Consider the following 26,594-nt stretch of genomic DNA (forward strand, 5'->3'; position numbering starts at 1 on the left):
GTTATGAAAAAGTTAATACTTGCAACTCTGGCCTGTTTGATGGCTGTTTTTATGTATGCTCAAAAATCCGATGGTATCGTGTATTGGTCTTACGGGGCAGGTTATCAGTTCGATTTCGATTTGGATGGAAAGATTGACCTTACGGTTCCTACGCAGACTAAAGATTTGCAGATATCCGAAGTCTTTGTATATGATGCCAACGGTGACGGTTATTTTGATTTATGCGAGGTAGACCGTTCCTGTTCGGTAGACCAGCTTATTCATTGGAGATTCTATTATAACGATGGAAATAATAATTTTATTGATCCGCAGGATGTTGTGTATGGAATGGCAGTAGGCGATAAAGCACTCTCGGCAGATTTCAACGGTGACGGTGTGGGTGATGTTGCTATTCGCCGTGACAATGAGTACGGACTTTGGTGGCTTATGCATTTTATAGCAATGGCTCCGGATGTAAATCTTGCTTTTGGCATTACGGAAAGCGATTATTTGTTGGCTGGAGATATGAATAATGATGGACAGGCAGATGTTGTTTTATATGATAAAGGAAATTGGCTATGCTCTTTTACTCCTTCTGCTACAGAATATAAAACTCCGGATTTTGCAAATCAGGATATTGCGAATATGCAGTTTGGAACTAAAAATGACATTCCTTTACTGTTGGATTTTAATGGTGACGGATATGATGATATGGCAATCTGTTCGGTGAACGACGAAGAAGTAAATGTTAACCTTCGTAATCCGGCTACTAAACCAGAGAATAACGGATATAGTAAAAGTGGTCGTGGTTCTTTTGATGAAACCTTTTTTATGCCTGCCGGGATTAAGCCGACCTGTGTACGTGGTGTAAAACTTGGTAAGGGAAGTGGGACAGGCGTAAGCACGGAAAAGCAGGAAGAGGCTGTATCTGTTTATCCTGTAATCGTTGAAAAAGATGCTTCGTTTGCCGTAAAGACGAATTCTGATAATAATCGGATCTCTGTTTATAACGTGACCGGACAACTGGTTAGAACGATTGTTGCAGGTCCTACCACAGACATACCAGTGGATGGTTGGAGCAGCGGACATTATTTCGTTCGTGTAGAATGCGGAAATAATGTGGTTACTAAAAAATTGATTATAAAATAATTCCTTTAAGTACTGTATCCTCATTAAATGAACATTTTATTAAAACGCAAATGATCGCAGATTTTCGCAAATTAGAAGGTTTGCTGTACTTGAGGGACGATATTTTTTGCGTGAATTTGCGATAATCTGCGTTTCAATGATAGGTTGTCATAGTATGAATTAAATTTGAAGTACTACTTATATGAAATTACATTTATGTTTTAGTCTGATTGTATTATTGTCTTTGGTTTCCTGCCGTAATGATAGAGTTTATTCCGAGTGGAGCTTACAGAATCGTGATACCGGAGAGTACTTAGGCGAGAAAGAGGGAACTTTTTGTTTCGCTGCCGAGCCCTCAGGAGATGATTTCCTTTGGATTATTGAAAGTACTCCCGGAGAAGAGTTTCTGATCAAGAATAAGAAAAGCGGGAAATACCTGCAGTTTGACGGAGAAGAGGTTGTGTGCGTAACTTCTGATGGTAAGGGACAAGAAAATCTGAAATGGAAATATGGTGGATTTGATTTCTTGACTCAGAAGAATTGCGGTTGGTATACACTTGAGAACAAGGCTACTTCACGGGATTTACATCTGATGCGTCGGGGAGATGGAATCGCAATGGGAGCTTCCGATCGTGTAAAAGACTTTAAGTCACATTGGAATATTGTACGTGAAAAAGGTACAGACCTTTCTTTTATGATAACTCCGGAGGAAGTGATTGATGCTTCTTTCCTTGGGACAAGAGAAGCTGTTGCTATTTCTGATACGGAAATAGAGTCGAATTATCATGGAGAAAATCGTTGGAAGTTACAAAAAGATATTTCTACATTTCCTCGGTTTACAGCTGAAAACAACCGTATGTTGGTAGCCCTTTATAATATGGCCCTGGAAGAGATGCAGCTTGATATCCGCACGGACAGTACGTTTATGGCAGGCGCTTTATGGCCCGATACATGGACACGTGATGCTGTGTACAGTATCTATTTCTCTTATGCCTGGATACTGCCGGAGGTCTCGCGTAAGACATTAGAAAAACAGACTTTACAAAATCCGAAAGAAGCACTTCAGGATACAGGTAGTGGCGGATCCTGGCCTATTTCTACCGATCGTGTCGTGTGGGCAATGGCCGCCTGGGAATATTATTTGTACACAGGTGATAAGAGCTGGTTGGAATCTGTATACGATGGTCTGAAATACACGGCGTTGAAAGACATCCATGTGGCATTTGATGCCAATGTTGGCTTGTTTAAAGGAGAAACCTGTTCGATGGACTGGCGTACACATACCTATCCCAACTGGTTTATAAATTCTGTGATTGCTGATTCTTTTTCCAGTGGAACTAATGCATTACATAAATTCTTTTATCAATTTCTTGGAACTGCAGGGCGTATTATTCAGAAACCGGCAGAAGAGATTGCTATGTGGGAGAAATATTCCGGTCTTTTGAAGGAGAATATAAATAAGCACTTTTGGGATGAAAAACAAGGATGCTATACTTGCTATCTTTATCCGGAATACCTGGGTTACAGGCCGACTCAAAGAGTAGGGGTGATGTCCAATGGTCTGGCAGCTGTATTGGATATAGCGACTACCGGACAGAGTATACAAATGGTAGAGAACTTTCCGCTTTATCCTTATGGAGCTGCCGTACTATATCCGAGCATTCCGGATGACTTTTCTTATCACAACAAGAGTGTATGGCCGGTCTGGGAAACCCCTTATATGTATGCCGCCCGTGATGTGAAAAATACGAAAGTAGTGGAACATATGATAAAATCATTGGTCCGTGCCGGTGCATTATTTTTGACTCACAAAGAGAATATGACCTATGATACGGGTTATGATTGCGGTACGGCATTGAATTCTTCCCGTCAGTTGTGGTCGGTGGCATCTTATATCAGTATGGTTTACCGTGTATTGTTTGGCATGACCATGGAAGAAGAAGGGATTACTTTTACTCCGGTAGTACCCGATCTTGTGGCCGGTAAAATTTCATTGGAGAACTTCCGTTATCGGGATGCAGTACTGAATATCAATATTACCGGAAAAGGGAATACAGTCAAAAAAATTACAGTGAACGGACAAGACCAAAAATTACCTTATCTGTTGCCTGCTACGGCACAAGGAGACTATACAATTGATATTGTGATGACAGCAACACACGCGAGTGATAAAATGAATCTGGTTCAGCCGGGACCTCGTGAGGATTGGTCACCGATGGAACCTGTACTGGAACAGAAAGGACAGATTATTAACTGTCCGGTAGAATCCGGCTTGCGTTATTTCTTGTGTGGCACAAAGATAGAAGATAAAGAAATAACGTTCCCATATGATCTTAGCCGGGAATCTGCCGGCTTTTATTCTGTGTATTCGGTGGACAAACGAGGTTTTAAGTCCGACTGTTCCAATCCGGTGATTAAAACTGACTGGCGGGAAATTTTTGAAGCGGAAGATGCTGTATCGAAGGGAACGTTCAGTAATGTTCATTCCGGCTATTCCGGGAAGGGATTTGTAGTGGACTTATATACTAAACCGGCAGATGTGGCCTTTACAATTGATGTTCCTGCTGATGGTGATTATGCTCTTGTCCTTTCCGGCGCTAACGGGCACGGTCCGGATGGAAGCTACTGTACCATCCGTTCTGTCTTTGTCGATAATGTTGATTCCGGGACATTTATTCTGGAAGCTACAGGTGATTGGAACAAATGGACGAGGTCAAATTATATATTGAAGAATTTGAAAGCCGGACGTCATGTGGTCAGTTTGCGACTCAATCCGGAAGGAAAAGGATTTGATTCTAATATGTCTCATGGCAGGGAAGATGCCAATGATTGCAATCTGGATTACCTGGAGATAAGTCGGATACAGTGACATTGTAATGTCTTCCTGTATGACGTACATGCGTGTAAGCAAGATATGTTAAAAATGAAGGCTGTGCAGTATCTTCTACTGTGCAGCCTTCAATTTAAAACGATCTGCGAACCTGTCGCATTTTCATGCCTTCCGAACTTATACGTTCATCGCATTTGCCCCTAACGCTCCTAACACAGCCGAAGCTACTGCTATCACAATTTTTAGGATTTTATCCCAGATTGATTTCTTCATACTTATTTAATTGAAAATTGAAAGTTGAAAATTGAAAATGAGAAGAACTTAATTAATTGAAAATTGAAAGTTGAAAGTTGAAAGTTGAAAATTGGCTGCGCAGTGTAGTTGCATTATACCTGCTTTCTTAATTTTCTAAGCACTCTTTTCTTAATTGATCATTGCTTTTACACTGCATAGCCATTTTCAATTTTCAACTTTCAATTTTCCATTAAACTGAAGGGTCTTCTCCCTCTCCTTCGCCCCCTTCTTCCTCTTTCTTCTTCAGCAAGGCTTCCAGGTCATAGAAGTCTATTTTTTCTCCGGCGCGTGTGGTTGTAATATCCGGTCGGATGCTGGTTGAAGGTCGGAAATTTATTTTCACCGCTTTGATGTTCTTGGCGGTGCACTCTTTTACATCTTCCGTCCCTAAGGTCCGTGCTGAGAGGCTGAACACGCCGAAGTTCTTGATATTGACTGACTGTCCGCTGTACAACACTTCCCTCATCGCCTCTACGAAGTTGGTCAACACACTCTGTATGTCTCCTAATGTAAGCGAACTCTTCTCTTTCATTTTGAACGCTACTGCGTCCAGATCCGCATTGGGTCCTGTGGTCACCAATTGCGGGTAGAACTTCTCCACCGCATCCGCCTTTCTCGGGTCTTTTCTTGCAATCTTTTTAAAAGGTACTCCCATGATTTTTTAGTTTTAAAATTTGATTTACCGGTAGGAAACAGCGCTTCTTTTCCTTTCCGATGTGACAAAGATAACCTCTTCCATAAGAGTGGGTGAACGTACTTTTTTGTAGATTATTCTGTATTGCAAATACTTTGATTCATAGTTGTTTATATTGTGTTATAAGCTTGCTGATGTCCGTAATATTTGTTATATTTGAAGAACGAAAAAACAACTAAAAAGCATATTGTAATGAATGAAAATGAAGAAGAGACGAAGTTTGTCGTCAAGTCCTACCTCAAAGCCGACCTTGCCCATCTGTATCACCCTAACCTTCCCATTCCCTATGCCATGTGTAAGCTCCGGGGTTGGATCCGTAAGAACAAAGAGCTCCATAGCCTCCTTTATCAGGGTGGGGAAGGGAAGAACGACCACTCCTATACCCGCCGTCAGGTCAGCCTGATCGTCCGCTACCTCGATACCCCCTGATAAAATATTTGTAAATAAAACGCCCTAATATATTATGCCCCGTGACAATATATTCCATGCTACATTAGAATATACGTTACGGGGCATGATATGTATACTTATCTAATTGAAACGCAGATTAACACAGATTTTCGCAAAGAAAAACAGGTATAAGATAAAGAATAACAGGATTTTAATCTGTGATCATTTGCGTTAATCTGCGTTTTATCCGGATAATAAAAACTCTGTGAAACTCCGTGTTACTTTGTGGTGAATCCCCTTTCTCAAAACGGTAGCTCCTCCTGTCTCTCCCCCTTTCCTTCTCCCTTCTCCATTCTCCCTTCTCCCTTTTCTTCAACTCTCCTGCTGTTCGCACTCACCTGATCGGGTGTGAACTCTATCACCGCGTATTCCGTTATTCCGCTTTCGTTCATCCTTTTAGGGAATCCGTCCCTCTCCAACACCTGTACCAGTACCTGCTGTGTCTGCCTGTTTGCCTGTATACGTCCGTACAAACTGATGGTTCCCATCAGTGCTGCCGCAGGCCTCCATTTCACCTCAATGTCCGTGGGGGTAGCCGCCCGGTAATAGACGTACAGATTCTCCTCCACCGGCTCCTTCATGCGGTGCTGTTCGTTCCGTTTGTTCAGTCCTGTAATTTCATCTCCCTCGTACCAGTACCGGTATCCGTTCTGTAAGAGATATATTGCCTGTGCGTATACCCCTTCGTAGTCTACCGGTGTGTGGAAGTCAATCTCCGTGAGTACGGATAGCAGAAACCTGCGGTTTCCTCCCATGTCCTGCATGCATTGTCGGTTGTTGGTGCTGGCAATGAACGATGCTCTGCGGGTGTACCGTTCCGCCTGTACGTCGTACACTTTCCGCTCCGTCACGCTCTCCTGTGTGATGATCCGTTTCAATGCCGCTATGTCTCCCTGTTTCGCCCCTTCAAACTCCTCCATGTTGATGAGCAACCGGTTGGACAGCAGTAGCAGGTCATCCTTGTTTCCCGGGTCTATCATCCCGTTACGGTAATATTCTGCGAGTTCGGGTGGCAGCAACTTCCTGATCCAGGTGCTCTTTCCTTTTCCCTGTTCGCTGTATAGAATGAGCACATACTGGTTCACCGCCTCCTCCTTCAGTGCACACGCCACCATACCCACGATCCATCTTCTCAGGCTCTCCTTCCAGAAGTCCGTGTCCTTTGTTTTCACCGTATCCGCTAACTGTCCGATGTAGTCCGTAGTCCTGTTCCAGGGTTTCAGTCCGTAGAAATAACTCTCAAACGGGTTGAAGTTCTTCGCATAATTCGAGTCTATCACCGCTTTGAGATAGTTCTGGAAACAGGATATGCCCGCCATTTGGAGGTTTACGAATATCGAGTTGTAGTCCTTGTTTCTCAGTGGCCGGTATTTTCCTTTCATCCCGGACGCATTCTCCTCAAAGTCGATAAACTCCAACCGTTCCAATATCGTATTTCTGCGTATGTCATAATGTGCTTCCAGATATTCCAGTACCTGGGTGATGACCGGTTTCTTATCCTCCTTTTTCTTTTCCGCCTCTTCGGTCTTGTTCGTATAGAGGTATGCGTTGTGTATGGGGGTGGCTATATCTATCTCTGCCTCTGCGAGATCCTGCCGTACCAGCTGCTGAACGCTTTTCTCGCTCAATCCCTTCTTGTAGCATCGGTTGCCTAAGGTGTAGAGAAAAGTGTTTCTGTTTCCCGGTTCGAACTTCTCCGAGCGGCGGGTGGTTTGTAATGCCTTTCTGTACTCTAACTTCTCCCAGGGTTCTACTGTGCCCGTTTCTCCGTCTTCAGAAGCCTGCCCTTTACTCTTTTCCTTTTTCCTTCCGGGCTTTTTCTCCTTCTTTTCCGGAGGAATAATGCTCGTTTCCACCGTCTCTATCTTTTCCATCAGCTCTGTGTTCAGATAAGCCTGCGTATCGAACGATGTGAAGAAGCCCCGTCCGATGTCCTTTCCGCTTTTGTCCACGGGTATTCCCAACCGCATTTCAATGTGTTCCTGACATGCCTTGTACATCTGTGCGTGGTAATATTCCAACTGCTCGTATGTGATCTCCCGGGTTGAGAATGTTGCCTTTCTCATTTTGCAGGCCCATGCCGATTGCAGGTATACAAATACCTTGAATCCATGTCGTTTGGGAGTGAGAAAATCCGCCAGTACGTCCGGATCGCTTTCAATGCGTTCGCGTAGGGGGCCTATCTGCTCGTCTTTCAGTTTGTCTATATCGATGGTGATCACCGGGTTGTAGTTTTTGATACTGTACGCTAACCTCTCCTGGTGGTAATTGGCCGTCAGTGTGAGGTAGGGTAGCTGCTTCTTTGTCCGGTCCGCTTTCTCCGTCTCACCTTGCTGTACAAGCTTTTCTATCCGTTGTACGATTGCCAGGTTTTTCCCTTCCCGTATCTCTTTTATCACTTGCGTGAGGGTGGTTTCTCCTGCCACGGTGCTGTAACCGTTGTAGGTGGTGATTGTGATGTCTTTCATGGTATTCGTTTTTTTTAAGCTGTTTGTTTGTGCCCAATGTTTGTTTGTCTTGAGCGGTACAAAGGTAAACAGTAGATTTCAAAAAAAAGATTAGACTTTTCCGGTGAAAAAGCCTAATCTTCCAAGGTTGTTTTTAACTTTTTATTGTTTCGGATCGTTGAGTGCCTCTTCCTCCGCTTCGGCTATGTCCCGGATGGATTTATAGATTTCCGCCTCGGCACTTTCTTCTTTCAGATTGCCTTTCCCTTTTGTTTTCGGGAACTTGAAAAACAACGATAATATCCTTGCTATTTTTCTTACATTCTGATTCTTATCCTTTTTTTTCTGTTCATGCGCTTGCCTGGCAAATGCCTCTAAGATGTTCTCTTTCTGATCTTCTATCGGTATTTTTTCCGATAATGCCAGTTTCACGCTTGCAACTAAACGTTCCGTATCGATCTCCGTTCCTTCTGTGATAATAATGGACACTTTTCCCTCTATTACCGTCACTTTTTAAAATTTGTAGTTTTAATCATAAATGTCTAATAATGGTTTTAAAATAAAACATAAATTAATATTTACGATGCGAAATTAATGGTTATTAGCATGGAATACAAGTTTTATGAGAAAAACTTCAATATTTATAAAATATATCCCCGTGTATTAAATAGAGGGTAGGGTACCCTACCCTCTATTTAATACACGGGGATATATTTTATAAATATTGAAGTTTTTCTCATAAAACTTGTATTCCATGCTAATAACCATTAATTTCGCATCGTAAATATTAATTTATGTTTTATTTTAAAACCATTATTAGACATTTATGATTAAAACTACAAATTTTAAAAAGTGACGGTAATAGAGGGAAAAGTGTCCATTATTATCACAGAAGGAACGGAGATCGATACGGAACGTTTAGTTGCAAGCGTGAAACTGGCATTATCGGAAAAAATACCGATAGAAGATCAGAAAGAGAACATCTTAGAGGCATTTGCCAGGCAAGCGCATGAACAGAAAAAAAAGGATAAGAATCAGAATGTAAGAAAAATAGCAAGGATATTATCGTTGTTTTTCAAGTTCCCGAAAACAAAAGGGAAAGGCAATCTGAAAGAAGAAAGTGCCGAGGCGGAAATCTATAAATCCATCCGGGACATAGCCGAAGCGGAGGAAGAGGCACTCAACGATCCGAAACAATAAAAAGTTAAAAACAACCTTGGAAGATTAGGCTTTTTCACCGGAAAAGTCTAATCTTTTTTTTGAAATCTACTGTTTACCTTTGTACCGCTCAAGACAAACAAACATTGGGCACAAACAAACAGCTTAAAAAAAACGAATACCATGAAAGACATCACAATCACCACCTACAACGGTTACAGCACCGTGGCAGGAGAAACCACCCTCACGCAAGTGATAAAAGAGATACGGGAAGGGAAAAACCTGGCAATCGTACAACGGATAGAAAAGCTTGTACAGCAAGGTGAGACGGAGAAAGCGGACCGGACAAAGAAGCAGCTACCCTACCTCACACTGACGGCCAATTACCACCAGGAGAGGTTAGCGTACAGTATCAAAAACTACAACCCGGTGATCACCATCGATATAGACAAACTGAAAGACGAGCAGATAGGCCCCCTACGCGAACGCATTGAAAGCGATCCGGACGTACTGGCGGATTTTCTCACTCCCAAACGACATGGATTCAAGGTATTTGTATACCTGCAATCGGCATGGGCCTGCAAAATGAGAAAGGCAACATTCTCAACCCGGGAGATCACATACGAGCAGTTGGAATATTACCACGCACAGATGTACAAGGCATGTCAGGAACACATTGAAATGCGGTTGGGAATACCCGTGGACAAAAGCGGAAAGGACATCGGACGGGGCTTCTTCACATCGTTCGATACGCAGGCTTATCTGAACACAGAGCTGATGGAAAAGATAGAGACGGTGGAAACGAGCATTATTCCTCCGGAAAAGAAGGAGAAAAAGCCCGGAAGGAAAAAGGAAAAGAGTAAAGGGCAGGCTTCTGAAGACGGAGAAACGGGCACAGTAGAACCCTGGGAGAAGTTAGAGTACAGAAAGGCATTACAAACCACCCGCCGCTCGGAGAAGTTCGAACCGGGAAACAGAAACACTTTTCTCTACACCTTAGGCAACCGATGCTACAAGAAGGGATTGAGCGAGAAAAGCGTTCAGCAGCTGGTACGGCAGGATCTCGCAGAGGCAGAGATAGATATAGCCACCCCCATACACAACGCATACCTCTATACGAACAAGACCGAAGAGGCGGAAAAGAAAAAGGAGGATAAGAAACCGGTCATCACCCAGGTACTGGAATATCTGGAAGCACATTATGACATACGCAGAAATACGATATTGGAACGGTTGGAGTTTATCGACTTTGAGGAGAATGCGTCCGGGATGAAAGGAAAATACCGGCCACTGAGAAACAAGGACTACAACTCGATATTCGTAAACCTCCAAATGGCGGGCATATCCTGTTTCCAGAACTATCTCAAAGCGGTGATAGACTCGAATTATGCGAAGAACTTCAACCCGTTTGAGAGTTATTTCTACGGACTGAAACCCTGGAACAGGACTACGGACTACATCGGACAGTTAGCGGATACGGTGAAAACAAAGGACACGGACTTCTGGAAGGAGAGCCTGAGAAGATGGATCGTGGGTATGGTGGCGTGTGCACTGAAGGAGGAGGCGGTGAACCAGTATGTGCTCATTCTATACAGCGAACAGGGAAAAGGAAAGAGCACCTGGATCAGGAAGTTGCTGCCACCCGAACTCGCAGAATATTACCGTAACGGGATGATAGACCCGGGAAACAAGGATGACCTGCTACTGCTGTCCAACCGGTTGCTCATCAACATGGAGGAGTTTGAAGGGGCGAAACAGGGAGACATAGCGGCATTGAAACGGATCATCACACAGGAGAGCGTGACGGAGCGGAAAGTGTACGACGTACAGGCGGAACGGTACACCCGCAGAGCATCGTTCATTGCCAGCACCAACAACCGACAATGCATGCAGGACATGGGAGGAAACCGCAGGTTTCTGCTATCCGTACTCACGGAGATTGACTTCCACACACCGGTAGACTACGAAGGGGTATACGCACAGGCAATATATCTCTTACAGAACGGATACCGGTACTGGTACGAGGGAGATGAAATTACAGGACTGAACAAACGGAACGAACAGCACCGCATGAAGGAGCCGGTGGAGGAGAATCTGTACGTCTATTACCGGGCGGCTACCCCCACGGACATTGAGGTGAAATGGAGGCCTGCGGCAGCACTGATGGGAACCATCAGTTTGTACGGACGTATACAGGCAAACAGGCAGACACAGCAGGTACTGGTACAGGTGTTGGAGAGGGACGGATTCCCTAAAAGGATGAACGAAAGCGGAATAACGGAATACGCGGTGATAGAGTTCACACCCGATCAGGTGAGTGCGAACAGCAGGAGAGTTGAAGAAAAGGGAGAAGGGAGAATGGAGAAGGGAGAAGGAAAGGGGGAGAGACAGGAGGAGCTACCGTTTTGAGAAAGGGGATTCACCACAAAGTAACACGGAGTTTCACAGAGTTTTTATTATCCGGATAAAACGCAGATTAACGCAAATGATCACAGATTAAAATCCTGTTATTCTTTATCTTATACCTGTTTTTCTTTGCGAAAATCTGTGTTAATCTGCGTTTCAATTAGATAAGTATACATATCATGCCCCGTAACGTATATTCTAATGTAGCATGGAATATATTGTCACGGGGCATAATATATTAGGGCGTTTTATTTACAAATATTTTATCAGGGGGTATCGAGGTAGCGGACGATCAGGCTGACCTGACGGCGGGTATAGGAGTGGTCGTTCTTCCCTTCCCCACCCTGATAAAGGAGGCTATGGAGCTCTTTGTTCTTACGGATCCAACCCCGGAGCTTACACATGGCATAGGGAATGGGAAGGTTAGGGTGATACAGATGGGCAAGGTCGGCTTTGAGGTAGGACTTGACGACAAACTTCGTCTCTTCTTCATTTTCATTCATTACAATATGCTTTTTAGTTGTTTTTTCGTTCTTCAAATATAACAAATATTACGGACATCAGCAAGCTTATAACACAATATAAACAACTATGAATCAAAGTATTTGCAATACAGAATAATCTACAAAAAAGTACGTTCACCCACTCTTATGGAAGAGGTTATCTTTGTCACATCGGAAAGGAAAAGAAGCGCTGTTTCCTACCGGTAAATCAAATTTTAAAACTAAAAAATCATGGGAGTACCTTTTAAAAAGATTGCAAGAAAAGACCCGAGAAAGGCGGATGCGGTGGAGAAGTTCTACCCGCAATTGGTGACCACAGGACCCAATGCGGATCTGGACGCAGTAGCGTTCAAAATGAAAGAGAAGAGTTCGCTTACATTAGGAGACATACAGAGTGTGTTGACCAACTTCGTAGAGGCGATGAGGGAAGTGTTGTACAGCGGACAGTCAGTCAATATCAAGAACTTCGGCGTGTTCAGCCTCTCAGCACGGACCTTAGGGACGGAAGATGTAAAAGAGTGCACCGCCAAGAACATCAAAGCGGTGAAAATAAATTTCCGACCTTCAACCAGCATCCGACCGGATATTACAACCACACGCGCCGGAGAAAAAATAGACTTCTATGACCTGGAAGCCTTGCTGAAGAAGAAAGAGGAAGAAGGGGGCGAAGGAGAGGGAGAAGACCCTTCAGTTTAATGGAAAATTGAAAGTTGAAAATTGAAAATGGCTATGCAGTGTAAAAGCAATGATCAATTAAGAAAAGAGTGCTTAGAAAATTAAGAAAGCAGGTATAATGCAACTACACTGCGCAGCCAATTTTCAACTTTCAACTTTCAACTTTCAATTTTCAATTAATTAAGTTCTTCTCATTTTCAATTTTCAACTTTCAATTTTCAATTAAATAAGTATGAAGAAATCAATCTGGGATAAAATCCTAAAAATTGTGATAGCAGTAGCTTCGGCTGTGTTAGGAGCGTTAGGGGCAAATGCGATGAACGTATAAGTTCGGAAGGCATGAAAATGCGACAGGTTCGCAGATCGTTTTAAATTGAAGGCTGCACAGTAGAAGATACTGCACAGCCTTCATTTTTAACATATCTTGCTTACACGCATGTACGTCATACAGGAAGACATTACAATGTCACTGTATCCGACTTATCTCCAGGTAATCCAGATTGCAATCATTGGCATCTTCCCTGCCATGAGACATATTAGAATCAAATCCTTTTCCTTCCGGATTGAGTCGCAAACTGACCACATGACGTCCGGCTTTCAAATTCTTCAATATATAATTTGACCTCGTCCATTTGTTCCAATCACCTGTAGCTTCCAGAATAAATGTCCCGGAATCAACATTATCGACAAAGACAGAACGGATGGTACAGTAGCTTCCATCCGGACCGTGCCCGTTAGCGCCGGAAAGGACAAGAGCATAATCACCATCAGCAGGAACATCAATTGTAAAGGCCACATCTGCCGGTTTAGTATATAAGTCCACTACAAATCCCTTCCCGGAATAGCCGGAATGAACATTACTGAACGTTCCCTTCGATACAGCATCTTCCGCTTCAAAAATTTCCCGCCAGTCAGTTTTAATCACCGGATTGGAACAGTCGGACTTAAAACCTCGTTTGTCCACCGAATACACAGAATAAAAGCCGGCAGATTCCCGGCTAAGATCATATGGGAACGTTATTTCTTTATCTTCTATCTTTGTGCCACACAAGAAATAACGCAAGCCGGATTCTACCGGACAGTTAATAATCTGTCCTTTCTGTTCCAGTACAGGTTCCATCGGTGACCAATCCTCACGAGGTCCCGGCTGAACCAGATTCATTTTATCACTCGCGTGTGTTGCTGTCATCACAATATCAATTGTATAGTCTCCTTGTGCCGTAGCAGGCAACAGATAAGGTAATTTTTGGTCTTGTCCGTTCACTGTAATTTTTTTGACTGTATTCCCTTTTCCGGTAATATTGATATTCAGTACTGCATCCCGATAACGGAAGTTCTCCAATGAAATTTTACCGGCCACAAGATCGGGTACTACCGGAGTAAAAGTAATCCCTTCTTCTTCCATGGTCATGCCAAACAATACACGGTAAACCATACTGATATAAGATGCCACCGACCACAACTGACGGGAAGAATTCAATGCCGTACCGCAATCATAACCCGTATCATAGGTCATATTCTCTTTGTGAGTCAAAAATAATGCACCGGCACGGACCAATGATTTTATCATATGTTCCACTACTTTCGTATTTTTCACATCACGGGCGGCATACATATAAGGGGTTTCCCAGACCGGCCATACACTCTTGTTGTGATAAGAAAAGTCATCCGGAATGCTCGGATATAGTACGGCAGCTCCATAAGGATAAAGCGGAAAGTTCTCTACCATTTGTATACTCTGTCCGGTAGTCGCTATATCCAATACAGCTGCCAGACCATTGGACATCACCCCTACTCTTTGAGTCGGCCTGTAACCCAGGTATTCCGGATAAAGATAGCAAGTATAGCATCCTTGTTTTTCATCCCAAAAGTGCTTATTTATATTCTCCTTCAAAAGACCGGAATATTTCTCCCACATAGCAATCTCTTCTGCCGGTTTCTGAATAATACGCCCTGCAGTTCCAAGAAATTGATAAAAGAATTTATGTAATGCATTAGTTCCACTGGAAAAAGAATCAGCAATCACAGAATTTATAAACCAGTTGGGATAGGTATGTGTACGCCAGTCCATCGAACAGGTTTCTCCTTTAAACAAGCCAACATTGGCATCAAATGCCACATGGATGTCTTTCAACGCCGTGTATTTCAGACCATCGTATACAGATTCCAACCAGCTCTTATCACCTGTGTACAAATAATATTCCCAGGCGGCCATTGCCCACACGACACGATCGGTAGAAATAGGCCAGGATCCGCCACTACCTGTATCCTGAAGTGCTTCTTTCGGATTTTGTAAAGTCTGTTTTTCTAATGTCTTACGCGAGACCTCCGGCAGTATCCAGGCATAAGAGAAATAGATACTGTACACAGCATCACGTGTCCATGTATCGGGCCATAAAGCGCCTGCCATAAACGTACTGTCCGTGCGGATATCAAGCTGCATCTCTTCCAGGGCCATATTATAAAGGGCTACCAACATACGGTTGTTTTCAGCTGTAAACCGAGGAAATGTAGAAATATCTTTTTGTAACTTCCAACGATTTTCTCCATGATAATTCGACTCTATTTCCGTATCAGAAATAGCAACAGCTTCTCTTGTCCCAAGGAAAGAAGCATCAATCACTTCCTCCGGAGTTATCATAAAAGAAAGGTCTGTACCTTTTTCACGTACAATATTCCAATGTGACTTAAAGTCTTTTACACGATCGGAAGCTCCCATTGCGATTCCATCTCCCCGACGCATCAGATGTAAATCCCGTGAAGTAGCCTTGTTCTCAAGTGTATACCAACCGCAATTCTTCTGAGTCAAGAAATCAAATCCACCATATTTCCATTTCAGATTTTCTTGTCCCTTACCATCAGAAGTTACGCACACAACCTCTTCTCCGTCAAACTGCAGGTATTTCCCGCTTTTCTTATTCTTGATCAGAAACTCTTCTCCGGGAGTACTTTCAATAATCCAAAGGAAATCATCTCCTGAGGGCTCGGCAGCGAAACAAAAAGTTCCCTCTTTCTCGCCTAAGTACTCTCCGGTATCACGATTCTGTAAGCTCCACTCGGAATAAACTCTATCATTACGGCAGGAAACCAAAGACAATAATACAATCAGACTAAAACATAAATGTAATTTCATATAAGTAGTACTTCAAATTTAATTCATACTATGACAACCTATCATTGAAACGCAGATTATCGCAAATTCACGCAAAAAATATCGTCCCTCAAGTACAGCAAACCTTCTAATTTGCGAAAATCTGCGATCATTTGCGTTTTAATAAAATGTTCATTTAATGAGGATACAGTACTTAAAGGAATTATTTTATAATCAATTTTTTAGTAACCACATTATTTCCGCATTCTACACGAACGAAATAATGTCCGCTGCTCCAACCATCCACTGGTATGTCTGTGGTAGGACCTGCAACAATCGTTCTAACCAGTTGTCCGGTCACGTTATAAACAGAGATCCGATTATTATCAGAATTCGTCTTTACGGCAAACGAAGCATCTTTTTCAACGATTACAGGATAAACAGATACAGCCTCTTCCTGCTTTTCCGTGCTTACGCCTGTCCCACTTCCCTTACCAAGTTTTACACCACGTACACAGGTCGGCTTAATCCCGGCAGGCATAAAAAAGGTTTCATCAAAAGAACCACGACCACTTTTACTATATCCGTTATTCTCTGGTTTAGTAGCCGGATTACGAAGGTTAACATTTACTTCTTCGTCGTTCACCGAACAGATTGCCATATCATCATATCCGTCACCATTAAAATCCAACAGTAAAGGAATGTCATTTTTAGTTCCAAACTGCATATTCGCAATATCCTGATTTGCAAAATCCGGAGTTTTATATTCTGTAGCAGAAGGAGTAAAAGAGCATAGCCAATTTCCTTTATCATATAAAACAACATCTGCCTGTCCATCATTATTCATATCTCCAGCCAACAAATAATCGCTTTCCGTAATGCCAAAAGCAAGATTTACATCCGGAGCCATTGCTATAAAATGCATAAGCCACCAAAGTCCGTACTCATTGTCACGGCGAATAGCAACATCACCCACACCGTCACCGTTGAAATCTGCCGAGAGTGCTTTATCGCCTACTGCCATTCCATACACAACATCCTGCGGATCAATAAAATTATTATTTCCATCGTTATAATAGAATCTCCAATGAATAAGCTGGTCTACCGAACAGGAACGGTCTACCTCGCATAAATCAAAATAACCGTCACCGTTGGCATCATATACAAAGACTTCGGATATCTGCAAATCTTTAGTCTGCGTAGGAACCGTAAGGTCAATCTTTCCATCCAAATCGAAATCGAACTGATAACCTGCCCCGTAAGACCAATACACGATACCATCGGATTTTTGAGCATACATAAAAACAGCCATCAAACAGGCCAGAGTTGCAAGTATTAACTTTTTCATAACCATTAAATTTAAATTATACAATAGTAATTCATCGACATTTATTTAAAACTTTACCGAAATACAACTGAAGAATATAAAGAGTTAAGACTCTTCTCTTCAGTATCATTAATAGTCAGCAGATAAGCACCCTTCGGCAATGGAGGAATGCTGCAAGAGAGTATTCCGTTATTAAACCGGAGTCTGTCTTCGTAACAGATACGGCCTCCCATATCCATTAACCGGATTTCGTAAAGATGTTCCTGTTGCATTCCACCAGATACAATCATCAGAGAACCTTCGTCAGTAAAACAGATTTTTATTTCATCTTTTTTTTTAAGAGAATCAATTCCTGTATACCCGTCAGACATGAAAATCAAATTATCATAGTCGGCACTATTCCTGTCTACCGGTCCCATGAAAACAGATATTACGATAGCGTCCGCCCAGTCTTCTCCCCACAATCCGATGAGGTCTTGCTGGATATTCCTTTCATATTCCACCCATTCACCATCTTTGGGCTTTACGGGTGTCAATGTAAGGTAAGCCAATCCCGGTTGAGAATATCCTACCCGATAGAATATGTCTTTCGTTTCCCATACAGGAGAACTGGCAGACGGTTTTATCAGACGGAAACCAAACCAACAAGCCGTGGTGTTGTGAGAACGAATCGCTATTTTAAAGCGGTTGAATTGATCAATAGGTACACGTATGGCACCATCCGAAGTGGTGGTGAAACGAATCATTCCCGGAGTTACCTGCAATGCTCTCTCACCTGTAAATGCATCCGTTATCCCATCGGCATGAGATACATTACCGTTATAATCATTGGATACGATGAGAGGTTCCTGATCATCAAGAACTGTAATAGCACTGACTTTTCCGGAGCGTAGGGTTTCTCCTTTGGCATCGTATTGGAAAGGAAACAGATCAAATGTAGCAGCCTCTTTTCCGGGTTCCTGCGGTATTCCAACCGTATTATTCAGATTCAGTACCAAGGTGGCAAATGTATCCAATGAAGGAAGTGACACCCGTATTTTAGTACCTTCCAGGGTATAATCCACTTTCCGGCTTTCTTCCAAAGTAATGCAGTAAAGGTCTGTCGGAGTCACATTGTCCGGCAGTGTAAAAGATACCTCTACTGTTTTTGTCTGAGGGACTGCATTAACTGCATCCCAGCGTAAATCTACTGTAGAACCATAATTTACCAAATCGACAATCAAAGCATCCATCCGGCGAGTTCGTTTGTCCCAGCGTCTCTTTAACTTGGCATAGATACCGGTGGCATTACTCAATGATAAATCCGAATAATTATAATCGGCAATCACATAGGCATGATTGGAATAATACAGATAGGCTCCGTAAGCTTCTGTAAACTTATTCCAGCTGGCTATCCGTTCGAGTACTTCCACCGGATAATTTACAGCATGGAAAGGTACGGGATCTGTAAAGCTTGCCACTCCGTCTACGACCTGTGCAGCCGGATAACCACCGGCAGAAAGGCAGGTAGCAAATTGATAATCGATATTCTGTTTGGGCCAGCCAGTCGTTAAATTCATCTCAGCAGGCGGATAAAAATTGGCAAATACAGGCTTATCCGGATAGCGTGATTTTGCTTCATAAATATCACGGTAGAGGTCTGTATATTTGGTTCCCGTACCAAAAGGCCAAAGCTCCATAAACTGATGGTTGGCTACGGCTCCCGTAGTATAATGGGGAATATTTCCACTTGTAGAAGGCAGTTGCAAAGCCGTAGTAGTGACATCTGCACGTACCTCTTTCACTGCCAAATCCAAACGATTAACCAATGGAGCCATTTCGGATGAAAAGTTGCAAGCTGCAGAAGTTCCGTCACAAACATAGTTCTCAGGTAGTCCATACCAATCCCAACGATATCCGTCCCAGTTATACTCCTTCTGCGCCTTTACAGCCTGAGATACAAAATAATCATTGAAATTTTTAAAAGTCTCCCCTCCTATTGTATAGGAGGCATCGACTGATTCGTTGGTAGACATCAAGTAAAGATAAGAGTTGCCATAAGTAATGAAACTGCGGTCAGCTACATTCCGCATAGCCCAATCGGGATAATTATGAGCGAAAGCCGGAGTGGCGGCATATATACCGGTATAGCAAACAGAACGTCCTCCGATACTGCGGAATTTCTCTATTTTCTTTTTCATTGTCTCTTTGCTTGTCCAAAGGCGATCGTCTCCTACATAGGTGTTCCACGTTTCCGTTTGAGGAGCAATCTCTTCGTGAGCTCTCATCCAGGGATGATACTCCAATGTATTAATTCCTACAGCTTCCAGATTATGAGCCCATTTATCCACATTCAAGGAATTATCAAAAATACAGGTCCACCCGTGACGGAGATTCACCTCCCGGCCCGTTTCTTCAAAGGTAGCCAAAGGCAAAGCCGCAGGACGCGAATTATCCATATCAGCAGACATGACAGCAAGAACACCCGTTAGCGGTACCATTACAGTACCATCGACAGTACCATACCCTTTTGAATCGGCATAATGTTCATAACGAGGCTTGTCTGCCGACCAATAATTAATAAGAACCTGTCCGGTAGAAGGACGATAAAGAGCCATATCGGTATAGCCGTCGCCATTAAAATCACCGGTAAAAGGAATATCTTCTGTCGTACCGAACACTACTCCGTTAATAGCCAAAGGCATATCGAATTCAGGATAACCGGTCAAAGAAGAGAACGCAACATACCAGGTTCCCGTAGAAGGACGATAAACAGCAAGATCATCTACCCCATCACCGTTAAAATCACCCGATAAAGGGATATCTCCGGGTAATCCGAATTGACCTCTGGCATCGACATTCCCCTCACAAGGGGAAAAGTCGATATACCAGGTGGCCAGTCCTCCGGCTCCGGAACGCATAACGGCAATATCAGTCTTTCCATCACCATTAAAGTCACCAGTCACGTACTTATCGGTAGCACTGATACCAAAACTTACCGAAGGGCTTGTTATCCAATCTTTTTTACCATCATTTATTTTCCATACCCATTTTATATTTTCACCGCTAATCTCTACCTCACAAATATCCACCAACCCATCGCCATTATAATCGCCCACACAAGCTCCCCCTATAAAAGCAGCATCCACCGTTTGAGTAATATGAGACTGATTGCCGATATCATAACTCCATCCCGATTGTGTCCTGTAAATCAAATCGTCGTGTGCATTCATCCAGGAAGCCAGAGCCCCAAAGGCAACTAACAATAGAAATTTCTTTTTCATACTTTTTCTGATTTAAATTAATATCCGGGATTATTCGGTCTCAAATTGGGGTTAGCATCAATATCATCCATTGGAACAGGCAATAACAGATGTTTGGGAGTAGTGAAATTGGTTTTGCCTATACTATGAAAGAAATTCTTTGCATACTCTCCGTTTTCATCATAACGAATCAAATCGAACCAACGGTGACCGCCTTCAAAAGCCAATTCCATACGACGCTCGTGACGAATGATTTCACGCAACTCTGCCTGGTCTTCGGTAGTAACATTAGGTAATCCCGCCCTGACACGAACACGATTCAACGGCCCTCCTTCTTCATAAGAAGCAGCAGGAGCACATGCCTCTTCGGTATGCCCGGTTTCATTCAAAGCTTCGGCATACATCAGCAACACATCGGCATAACGCAATACGGGAAAGTTCAAAGGACTATCCATTGCACGGTCCTGCCCAATATCTTCACACAAGAATTTCTTCACATTATGTCCGGTTTGAGAAACCGAAGGGTTATAGGCCCATCCTTTATACTGGTCGCCCTGACACCAGACAGATACTACCTTACGCAAATCTCCGGCTTCATATGAATTCACAAATTCCGGGTAAACGGCAAACCAGCCAAAGTTTCCCCATCTGCCACCAATGGCTACCGGAGCCAAAGGAGCCATATAGTCATTGTGCCAAGCTCCCTGTCCAAGTATGTCAAATTCGGAATAGGTAGTTATATCTTTTTCGTACTGTACCTCAAACAAGCTTTCGGGGCCATTCTCACGCAAATAATCAAAGTTCCAATCGTACCTTCTGTTTAATGAATACACATTCAAAGCATTCAATTCTTCGATGGCCTGAATGGTATCATCATATCTTTTCAGCGTAAGATAAACCTTTGCCAATAATCCTAAAGAAGCACCTTTGGTAGCACGACCAATGTCGGAAGATTGTTCATATTGCACAGGCAGCATGGTAGAAGCATCTTTCAAATCCTGTATAATCAGTTCATAAACCTTTTCTTTGGGTGTACGATGAACCTGTAAGTCGTCTCCTGCTGTCTGCTGAGTCTTAATCAGCGGAACATCTCCAAACAAACGTACCAGATTGAAATAATACAGAGCACGAAGGAAATGTGCTTCTCCCTTATATTGAGTAATCTTATCCGGACTTACATGGACAGCATCATCTATGTTATTCAAAATCCAGTTCGTACGACTGATGCCTGCCCAAGGGCCCCGCCATAATTCTTTTGCACCAGAGTTATCACTGGTAGTTATAAAATTGGCAAGTTGGGTAGTTTCCAACCCATTGCCTCCCGCTTCATTGCCTACACTACCCTCTCCGGCCACAATATCCAGTGTCCACATACGGAGATTGTACATATACGAACTTTGCAGACGCTGGTACATGGAGTTGACTCCACTTTCTATTTCTTCTGCCGTACCTTTCTCGAAGAAATTATCGGTAATAATCTGGTCACTGGGTAATATTTCCAGCTTATCCATACAACTCTGACTACAGAGTGACAGTCCTAAAAAGGCGAATATATAAATATACTTTTTCATGGCTTTATCATATTAGAATTTAACGGATACACCAAACATATAGGTACGGGCGGAAGGATAAACTCCATAGTCCAGTCCACTTAATCCGACTTCCGGATCCAATCCTGAATAGTTGGTTATAGTACAGAGATTATCGAAGCTAACATAAAGGCGTAACGCTTTTACTTTTGCCCTGTTTGTCCAGTTTTCCGGAAGCGTATAACCGAATGTCAGATTTTTGAGCTTTGCATAAGAACCATTTTCCAGCCAACGGGTAGAAGCTCGTGAGTTATTATTCGGGTCGGCATATATGGCACGTGGCATAGAACTGCTGGTTCCCTCACCCGTCCATCTCTCTAAAGTAGATGCCAGTTGGTTATAGGTACTGTTCATACTCTCATGGCTGGCTCTCACACCATTCCAAACCTGATTGCCCAAAGCACCCTGAAAGAAAATACTCAAATCAAAGTTTTTATAACTGAACGTGTTATTGAAACCAAAAATACAATCCGGAGACGGATTACCGATAACCGTACGGTCCAGATCATTAATTTCACCGTTTCCATCCACATCAACAAACCACATATCACCGGGAGAGGTGTTTTTATAAGGGTTGTGAGACGCTTTGTCCGCTGCACGATTTTCCATTACAGGCCCGGTGAACACTTCATCAAGTGTCTGGTATACTCCTCCCAGTTTGTAGCCATAGAAAGAGTTTATAGGTTGTCCTTCCCGAATAAGGCTTACACCGTTCAAAATTTCAGGACCGCCAATAGAGACAACTTCATTATGGTTGAAGCTCATATTAAGATTGGTCTCCCACTTAAACTCTCCTACAAAGTTCTTTGTATTGATGGTAAATTCAAAACCCCGATTCAGTACCTTACCTATATTTACCGGTGGCCAATCTGCCTGTTCCAAGGAAGTACCACTTGTTTGAGGAACCGGTTTTTTGGTTAACATATCACGTGTGTTTTTCACGTAAAAATCAAGATTTGCAACAATACGGTTCTTTAAGAAACCAATGTCAACACCCACATTATACTGTTCTACAGCTTCCCATTTTACTGACGGGTTGGATAAAAGATAAGGATATATCAAATTTACCAGATTTGATTCGAAACCACGTTGAGAACCAAAATTGTAAACTCCGTTCACGCTCAGCTTATCGGCAAAAGCATAAGCACCGATATTCTGATTACCTGTCTGTCCGTAACCGGCTCTGAGTTTCAGTTGAGAGATGGGCTTCACAGATTGCATAAAAGATTCGTTGCCTATATTCCATGCGGCAGCAAAGGAGGGAAAGTAACCAAAGCGATTGTCTTTACCGAATTTCGACGAACCGTCTGCCCGGAAAGTTGCTGTCACTAAATAACGGTCATCATACGAATAATGTAAACGTGCCATGTACGACATCAACGCCCAGCGCAATGAATTACCTCCTACATCGGTCGCTTTAGTTGCATTATCCAGTTCCGTAGTCAGTTCGCTGGCACGCCCGGAACCAGAAGCAGATACACTCTCTTTTTTATATTCCTGATAAGAAGTACCTACCATGGCATTTATCCGGTGTTTCCCGAAAGACTTATCATAATTCAAAGTATTATCCCACAAATACAACTGTTCATAAGCAGAAGAAACAGTTTGCATGGTATTCTTCGATTCATTCATTCCCCATTTGTACTTAGGAATATACGAATTATTATAATCATACCCTAACTCAGCTCCACCTGTGGTTTTGAACTTCAGTCCTTTTATAATTTCCCACTCAAGAGAAATATTGGATAACATACGGAATCCTTTCATCCGATAATTTTGCTCATTGATAATAGCCACCGGATTTAGTGCATTTCCATTCCATTCTGCATTACCGGTAGGACCGGCATATTCACCATTTTCATCCTGAATCGGAATAGAAGGTAAAATACGCATTGCATTTTGAATAACTGTGCTGACCGGTTGAGTACGACGATTCTCCGCACTCAGGTTTACGTTTGCTCTTACCGTTACATTTGATACAATTTTAGAGGATATATTCGATTGCAGACTCAAACGATTATAAGACGAATTCTTCATAATACCATCCTGCGTATAATAGCCCAATGAGGTAGCATGGCTTATCTTCTGATTTCCACCTAACATGGAAAGATTCACCTTTTGCATGGGTGCAGTACGGAAAATGGCATCCATCCAGTCGGTACCCGTTCCTAACGATTCCGGATCGGAGAAAGCCGGATTTAAAGAATATTCAGGTCCGGCATTAGTACGCATTTCGTTATGTAAAGCGGCATATTGTGATGCATTCAGCATGTCATATGTTTTTGCCGTATGTTGTATGCCGTAACTATAATCAAAATTAATTTCCGTATGCCCTTCCTGTGCTTGTTTAGTAGTAACCATCACTACGCCGTTGGCTCCCCGGGAACCGTAAATAGCCGTAGCCGAAGCATCTTTCAAAACATCGATAGATTCTACATCATTAGGATTCAGATACCACATACCGCCGCTGACAGGCACCCCATCGATAACATACAAAGGAGATGCATCATTTATGGTACCAACTCCACGTATAAGAATAGAGACATCACCTCCCGGAGTTCCGGAATTTTGTACAACCTGTACCCCCGACATCTTTCCTGCAATGGCTTGCATCACATTAGAAGTAGCATTCTTAGTAATATCCTCTGTCCGGACTGAAGATACGGCTCCCGTAACGTCTTTCTTACGCATGGTTCCGTATCCTACTACCACTACCTCATCCAATGCTTCGACATCTTCCTGTAACACTACTTCAATAAAAGCCCTTCCTGACACATTTACTTCCGTAGTGACATATCCTATATACGAAATAACCAGAACAGGGTGTTGTCCTGTAATATTCAGTGTAAAGTTACCATACAAATCGGTAATGGTAGCATTATTAGTTCCCTTCTGGGAGATATTGGCAGCAATAACGGGCAATCCGTCCGGCCCTTTTACAATACCTTTTACAGTCTGTTGTTGCTGTGCCACATTCATAATTCCGGTTTCAGTATTTGTATTCAGGTCTACTGTAACACCGGCATAAAGGGTAATGGGAGAAATAAGAAACATTGCAGTCCCTATAAGCAAAATATGCTTCATACGACTCTTACATAGATACTCTGTTTTCATATTCATTGTGTTTTCATTTATTATAGTCTATTTATATCCCGATCAATAAAAGAGTTTTGGTTAGCATCGAATGACGAATGTAAAAGTACGGATAAGCAACATACCTTCTTTCCGCCATTTTAGCTGATAATTATGATATCTTACCATAATAATCATTTCAAGGTCTGTTTATTGGTATTATTCCAATATTTCGTTCGGTTTTTCTATTTCAGAAAGCGTGGTTTGCCACCTTTGCGCCAATACTCCTCGATCTTTTCCAAAGAGATTCCTTTGGTTTCCGGAACATAGAAGTATCCCCATATCAAAGCTGCTAAAGCCACTACTGCATAAAACCAGAATGCACCGGCCGGATTTCCCAGATTCTCACCTTCCACATATATCTCGGTGCCACTGATAGTGAAAGCATGCACAATTTTGAAAAAAGTAAAAGATACAATACTATTAAAAAACCATACGGACAAAGAACCGATGGAGGAACCCAGCCCTCTGAGTTTCTGAGGAAATACTTCGGAAATGATAAGCCACCCCAACGGACCAATGCTGATAGCGAAAAAAGCCACATAGAAAAAGACCAATGTGACGGACAACCATTTACCCGCATCGCCTAACGAAGCGGAGAAAGCGAAACAAATACCTAATAAAATCAGAGAAACCGTGATTCCTGTCAGACCAGTGAAAAAAAGTTTGCGCCTTCCCAACCGATCTACAAAATATACAGAAACGATGGTAAAAAGCAGATTGACGGCTCCCACTCCCACAGAAGCCCAGATAGCAGAAACCGTACCGTCAAACCCAGCCATAAGAAATATTTTAGGGCTATAATAGATGACTGTATTAATTCCCACAAACTGTTGAAAAAACATAATGCCAATACAAATGATCACAGCGTTGCGTAACCAGGGTTTAAACAATTCACGATACCCGGCTTTCTCCTCGCGACTTTTGACTACTTCTCTCTTAATTGCTTCAAATGCCTCGTCTCTCGATTCCGGACTCTCGATACGTGACAGAACGGCCAATCCTTCCGATTCTCTTCCACGACTCATCAGCCATCGCGGAGTTTCGGGCATATATAGCATACCTACAAACAAAACAATAGCCGGGATAACCCCGACGTAAAACATCGGCCGCCAACAATCTATCTGACTTTCATCGGCAAAAAATAAATCGGAAAGATAAGAAACCAATACTCCTATCGTAACCATCAATTGAAACATCGAAACCAAAGCTCCCCGTTTTTTTGCAGGAGAAATTTCTGCAATATAAAGAGGTACGGCAAAAGAAGAAACTCCGATAGCTATACCCAGAAATAAACGTGAAGCAATCAGATGATAAACATCGGGAGCAAATCCGGACCATAAAGCACCAATGGCAAAAATGACAGCGGATACCAATATTACTTTTTTACGTCCGAGCGTATCTGTAATCTTTCCACAAAAGAGTGCTCCTAAAATAGCACCACACAATCCGGAAGCCGTAATTATTTCAATCATACTATTATCGATTCCAAAATCTTTCTGGAAAAAAGGAATGGCTCCTGATATCACTCCGGTATCAAATCCAAACAATAGTCCACCTGTAGCAGCAACTACTGCTATGACATAAATAAGCTTACTATTATACTCTGTTTTCATGGTAGTTAAATTGGGTTATTTATTAATGTTTCT

General features: G+C 42.6%; 18 protein-coding genes. 7 read left to right on the plus strand and 11 right to left on the minus strand.

From position 1 onward, the window contains the following. Positions 1-3: 3 nt before the first annotated feature. Together QX565_RS09845 and QX565_RS09850 are read left to right on the plus strand one after the other, a co-directional pair. Positions 4-1,128 carry a T9SS type A sorting domain-containing protein gene (locus QX565_RS09845; RefSeq protein ID WP_289292683.1) on the plus strand — a complete coding sequence of 375 codons (1,125 nt, stop codon included), beginning with the start codon at positions 4-6 and terminating at the stop codon, positions 1,126-1,128. Positions 1,129-1,309: 181 nt separating this feature from the next. Further along, positions 1,310-3,976 (plus strand): carbohydrate-binding protein, encoded by a 2,667-nt coding sequence (locus QX565_RS09850; protein ID WP_289292684.1) that lies wholly within the window; start codon positions 1,310-1,312, stop codon positions 3,974-3,976. 138 nt (positions 3,977-4,114) lie between these two features. Here QX565_RS09850 and QX565_RS09855 read toward each other — a convergent pair whose 3' ends face one another. Together QX565_RS09855 and QX565_RS09860 are read right to left on the minus strand one after the other, a co-directional pair. Beyond that, positions 4,115-4,210, minus strand: a complete 96-nt coding sequence (locus tag QX565_RS09855; RefSeq protein WP_007486699.1) for a smalltalk protein — start codon at positions 4,208-4,210, stop codon at positions 4,115-4,117. Between the two features lie 211 nt (positions 4,211-4,421). Next, positions 4,422-4,886 (minus strand): HU family DNA-binding protein, encoded by a 465-nt coding sequence (locus QX565_RS09860; protein WP_025867616.1) that lies wholly within the window; start codon positions 4,884-4,886, stop codon positions 4,422-4,424. 195 nt (positions 4,887-5,081) lie between these two features. On the opposite strand from QX565_RS09860, the gene QX565_RS09865 reads away from it, so the two are divergent. Then, entirely contained in the window at positions 5,082-5,354 is a 273-nt protein-coding gene (locus QX565_RS09865; protein WP_394357053.1) for a DUF4248 domain-containing protein, read from the plus strand. A gap of 263 nt (positions 5,355-5,617) precedes the next feature. Here the strand turns inward: QX565_RS09865 and QX565_RS09870 are convergent, their stop codons facing one another. Together QX565_RS09870 and QX565_RS09875 are read right to left on the minus strand one after the other, a co-directional pair. Further along, complete coding sequence (locus tag QX565_RS09870) at positions 5,618-7,843, minus strand: VapE domain-containing protein (RefSeq protein ID WP_289292685.1); 2,226 nt, start codon at positions 7,841-7,843, stop codon at positions 5,618-5,620. Between the two features lie 141 nt (positions 7,844-7,984). Beyond that, a complete protein-coding gene (locus QX565_RS09875; RefSeq protein WP_007486706.1) occupies positions 7,985-8,332 on the minus strand; it encodes a hypothetical protein in 348 nt (115 codons plus the stop codon). Between the two features lie 342 nt (positions 8,333-8,674). Between QX565_RS09875 and QX565_RS09880 the strand changes: the two genes are divergently transcribed. Beyond that, entirely contained in the window at positions 8,675-9,022 is a 348-nt protein-coding gene (locus QX565_RS09880) for a hypothetical protein (RefSeq protein WP_007486706.1), read from the plus strand. A 141-nt stretch (positions 9,023-9,163) separates the two neighbouring features. Beyond that, positions 9,164-11,389, plus strand: a complete 2,226-nt coding sequence (locus QX565_RS09885) for a VapE domain-containing protein (protein WP_289292685.1) — start codon at positions 9,164-9,166, stop codon at positions 11,387-11,389. Between the two features lie 263 nt (positions 11,390-11,652). On the opposite strand, the gene QX565_RS09890 is transcribed toward QX565_RS09885, so the two are convergent. Continuing rightward, entirely contained in the window at positions 11,653-11,925 is a 273-nt protein-coding gene (locus QX565_RS09890; RefSeq protein ID WP_394357053.1) for a DUF4248 domain-containing protein, read from the minus strand. A 195-nt stretch (positions 11,926-12,120) separates the two neighbouring features. On the opposite strand from QX565_RS09890, the gene QX565_RS09895 reads away from it, so the two are divergent. Together QX565_RS09895 and QX565_RS09900 are read left to right on the plus strand one after the other, a co-directional pair. After that, positions 12,121-12,585, plus strand: coding sequence for an HU family DNA-binding protein (locus tag QX565_RS09895; protein WP_025867616.1), 465 nt, complete (start codon positions 12,121-12,123; stop codon positions 12,583-12,585). Positions 12,586-12,796: 211 nt separating this feature from the next. After that, a complete protein-coding gene (locus QX565_RS09900) occupies positions 12,797-12,892 on the plus strand; it encodes a smalltalk protein (protein WP_007486699.1) in 96 nt (31 codons plus the stop codon). Positions 12,893-13,030: 138 nt separating this feature from the next. On the opposite strand, the gene QX565_RS09905 is transcribed toward QX565_RS09900, so the two are convergent. The 6 genes from QX565_RS09905 to QX565_RS09930 all read right to left on the minus strand — a co-directional run bounded on the left by QX565_RS09905 (position 13,031) and on the right by QX565_RS09930 (position 26,561). After that, positions 13,031-15,697: a carbohydrate-binding protein gene (locus tag QX565_RS09905; RefSeq protein WP_289292684.1), complete on the minus strand. Its 2,667-nt coding sequence runs from the start codon at positions 15,695-15,697 to the stop codon at positions 13,031-13,033. A 181-nt stretch (positions 15,698-15,878) separates the two neighbouring features. Next, positions 15,879-17,003, minus strand: coding sequence for a T9SS type A sorting domain-containing protein (locus tag QX565_RS09910; RefSeq protein WP_289292683.1), 1,125 nt, complete (start codon positions 17,001-17,003; stop codon positions 15,879-15,881). A 53-nt stretch (positions 17,004-17,056) separates the two neighbouring features. Then, positions 17,057-20,245, minus strand: coding sequence for an FG-GAP-like repeat-containing protein (locus QX565_RS09915; RefSeq protein ID WP_289292682.1), 3,189 nt, complete (start codon positions 20,243-20,245; stop codon positions 17,057-17,059). 17 nt (positions 20,246-20,262) lie between these two features. Beyond that, complete coding sequence (locus QX565_RS09920) at positions 20,263-21,795, minus strand: RagB/SusD family nutrient uptake outer membrane protein (RefSeq protein ID WP_025867619.1); 1,533 nt, start codon at positions 21,793-21,795, stop codon at positions 20,263-20,265. A gap of 12 nt (positions 21,796-21,807) precedes the next feature. After that, positions 21,808-24,927 carry a SusC/RagA family TonB-linked outer membrane protein gene (locus QX565_RS09925; RefSeq protein WP_289292681.1) on the minus strand — a complete coding sequence of 1,040 codons (3,120 nt, stop codon included), beginning with the start codon at positions 24,925-24,927 and terminating at the stop codon, positions 21,808-21,810. Positions 24,928-25,130: 203 nt separating this feature from the next. Beyond that, entirely contained in the window at positions 25,131-26,561 is a 1,431-nt protein-coding gene (locus tag QX565_RS09930) for a sugar porter family MFS transporter (protein ID WP_289292680.1), read from the minus strand. Positions 26,562-26,594: the final 33 nt, after the last annotated feature.

This window comes from Bacteroides sp. 41_26, assembly GCF_949740115.1.
Classification (GTDB): domain Bacteria; phylum Bacteroidota; class Bacteroidia; order Bacteroidales; family Bacteroidaceae; genus Bacteroides; species Bacteroides nordii.

What these genes read in the sequence shown, in the direction of transcription:
- QX565_RS09845 (WP_289292683.1), top strand. Translation starts at nt 4, where the DNA reads ATGAAAAAGTTAATACTTGCAACTCTGGCCTGTTTGATGGCTGTTTTT.
- QX565_RS09850 (WP_289292684.1), top strand. Translation starts at nt 1,310, where the DNA reads ATGAAATTACATTTATGTTTTAGTCTGATTGTATTATTGTCTTTGGTT.
- QX565_RS09855 (WP_007486699.1), bottom strand. Translation starts at nt 4,210, where the DNA reads ATGAAGAAATCAATCTGGGATAAAATCCTAAAAATTGTGATAGCAGTA.
- QX565_RS09860 (WP_025867616.1), bottom strand. Translation starts at nt 4,886, where the DNA reads ATGGGAGTACCTTTTAAAAAGATTGCAAGAAAAGACCCGAGAAAGGCG.
- QX565_RS09870 (WP_289292685.1), bottom strand. Translation starts at nt 7,843, where the DNA reads ATGAAAGACATCACAATCACCACCTACAACGGTTACAGCACCGTGGCA.
- QX565_RS09885 (WP_289292685.1), top strand. Translation starts at nt 9,164, where the DNA reads ATGAAAGACATCACAATCACCACCTACAACGGTTACAGCACCGTGGCA.
- QX565_RS09895 (WP_025867616.1), top strand. Translation starts at nt 12,121, where the DNA reads ATGGGAGTACCTTTTAAAAAGATTGCAAGAAAAGACCCGAGAAAGGCG.
- QX565_RS09900 (WP_007486699.1), top strand. Translation starts at nt 12,797, where the DNA reads ATGAAGAAATCAATCTGGGATAAAATCCTAAAAATTGTGATAGCAGTA.
- QX565_RS09905 (WP_289292684.1), bottom strand. Translation starts at nt 15,697, where the DNA reads ATGAAATTACATTTATGTTTTAGTCTGATTGTATTATTGTCTTTGGTT.
- QX565_RS09910 (WP_289292683.1), bottom strand. Translation starts at nt 17,003, where the DNA reads ATGAAAAAGTTAATACTTGCAACTCTGGCCTGTTTGATGGCTGTTTTT.
- QX565_RS09915 (WP_289292682.1), bottom strand. Translation starts at nt 20,245, where the DNA reads ATGAAAAAGAAATTTCTATTGTTAGTTGCCTTTGGGGCTCTGGCTTCC.
- QX565_RS09920 (WP_025867619.1), bottom strand. Translation starts at nt 21,795, where the DNA reads ATGAAAAAGTATATTTATATATTCGCCTTTTTAGGACTGTCACTCTGT.
- QX565_RS09925 (WP_289292681.1), bottom strand. Translation starts at nt 24,927, where the DNA reads ATGAAAACAGAGTATCTATGTAAGAGTCGTATGAAGCATATTTTGCTT.
- QX565_RS09930 (WP_289292680.1), bottom strand. Translation starts at nt 26,561, where the DNA reads ATGAAAACAGAGTATAATAGTAAGCTTATTTATGTCATAGCAGTAGTT.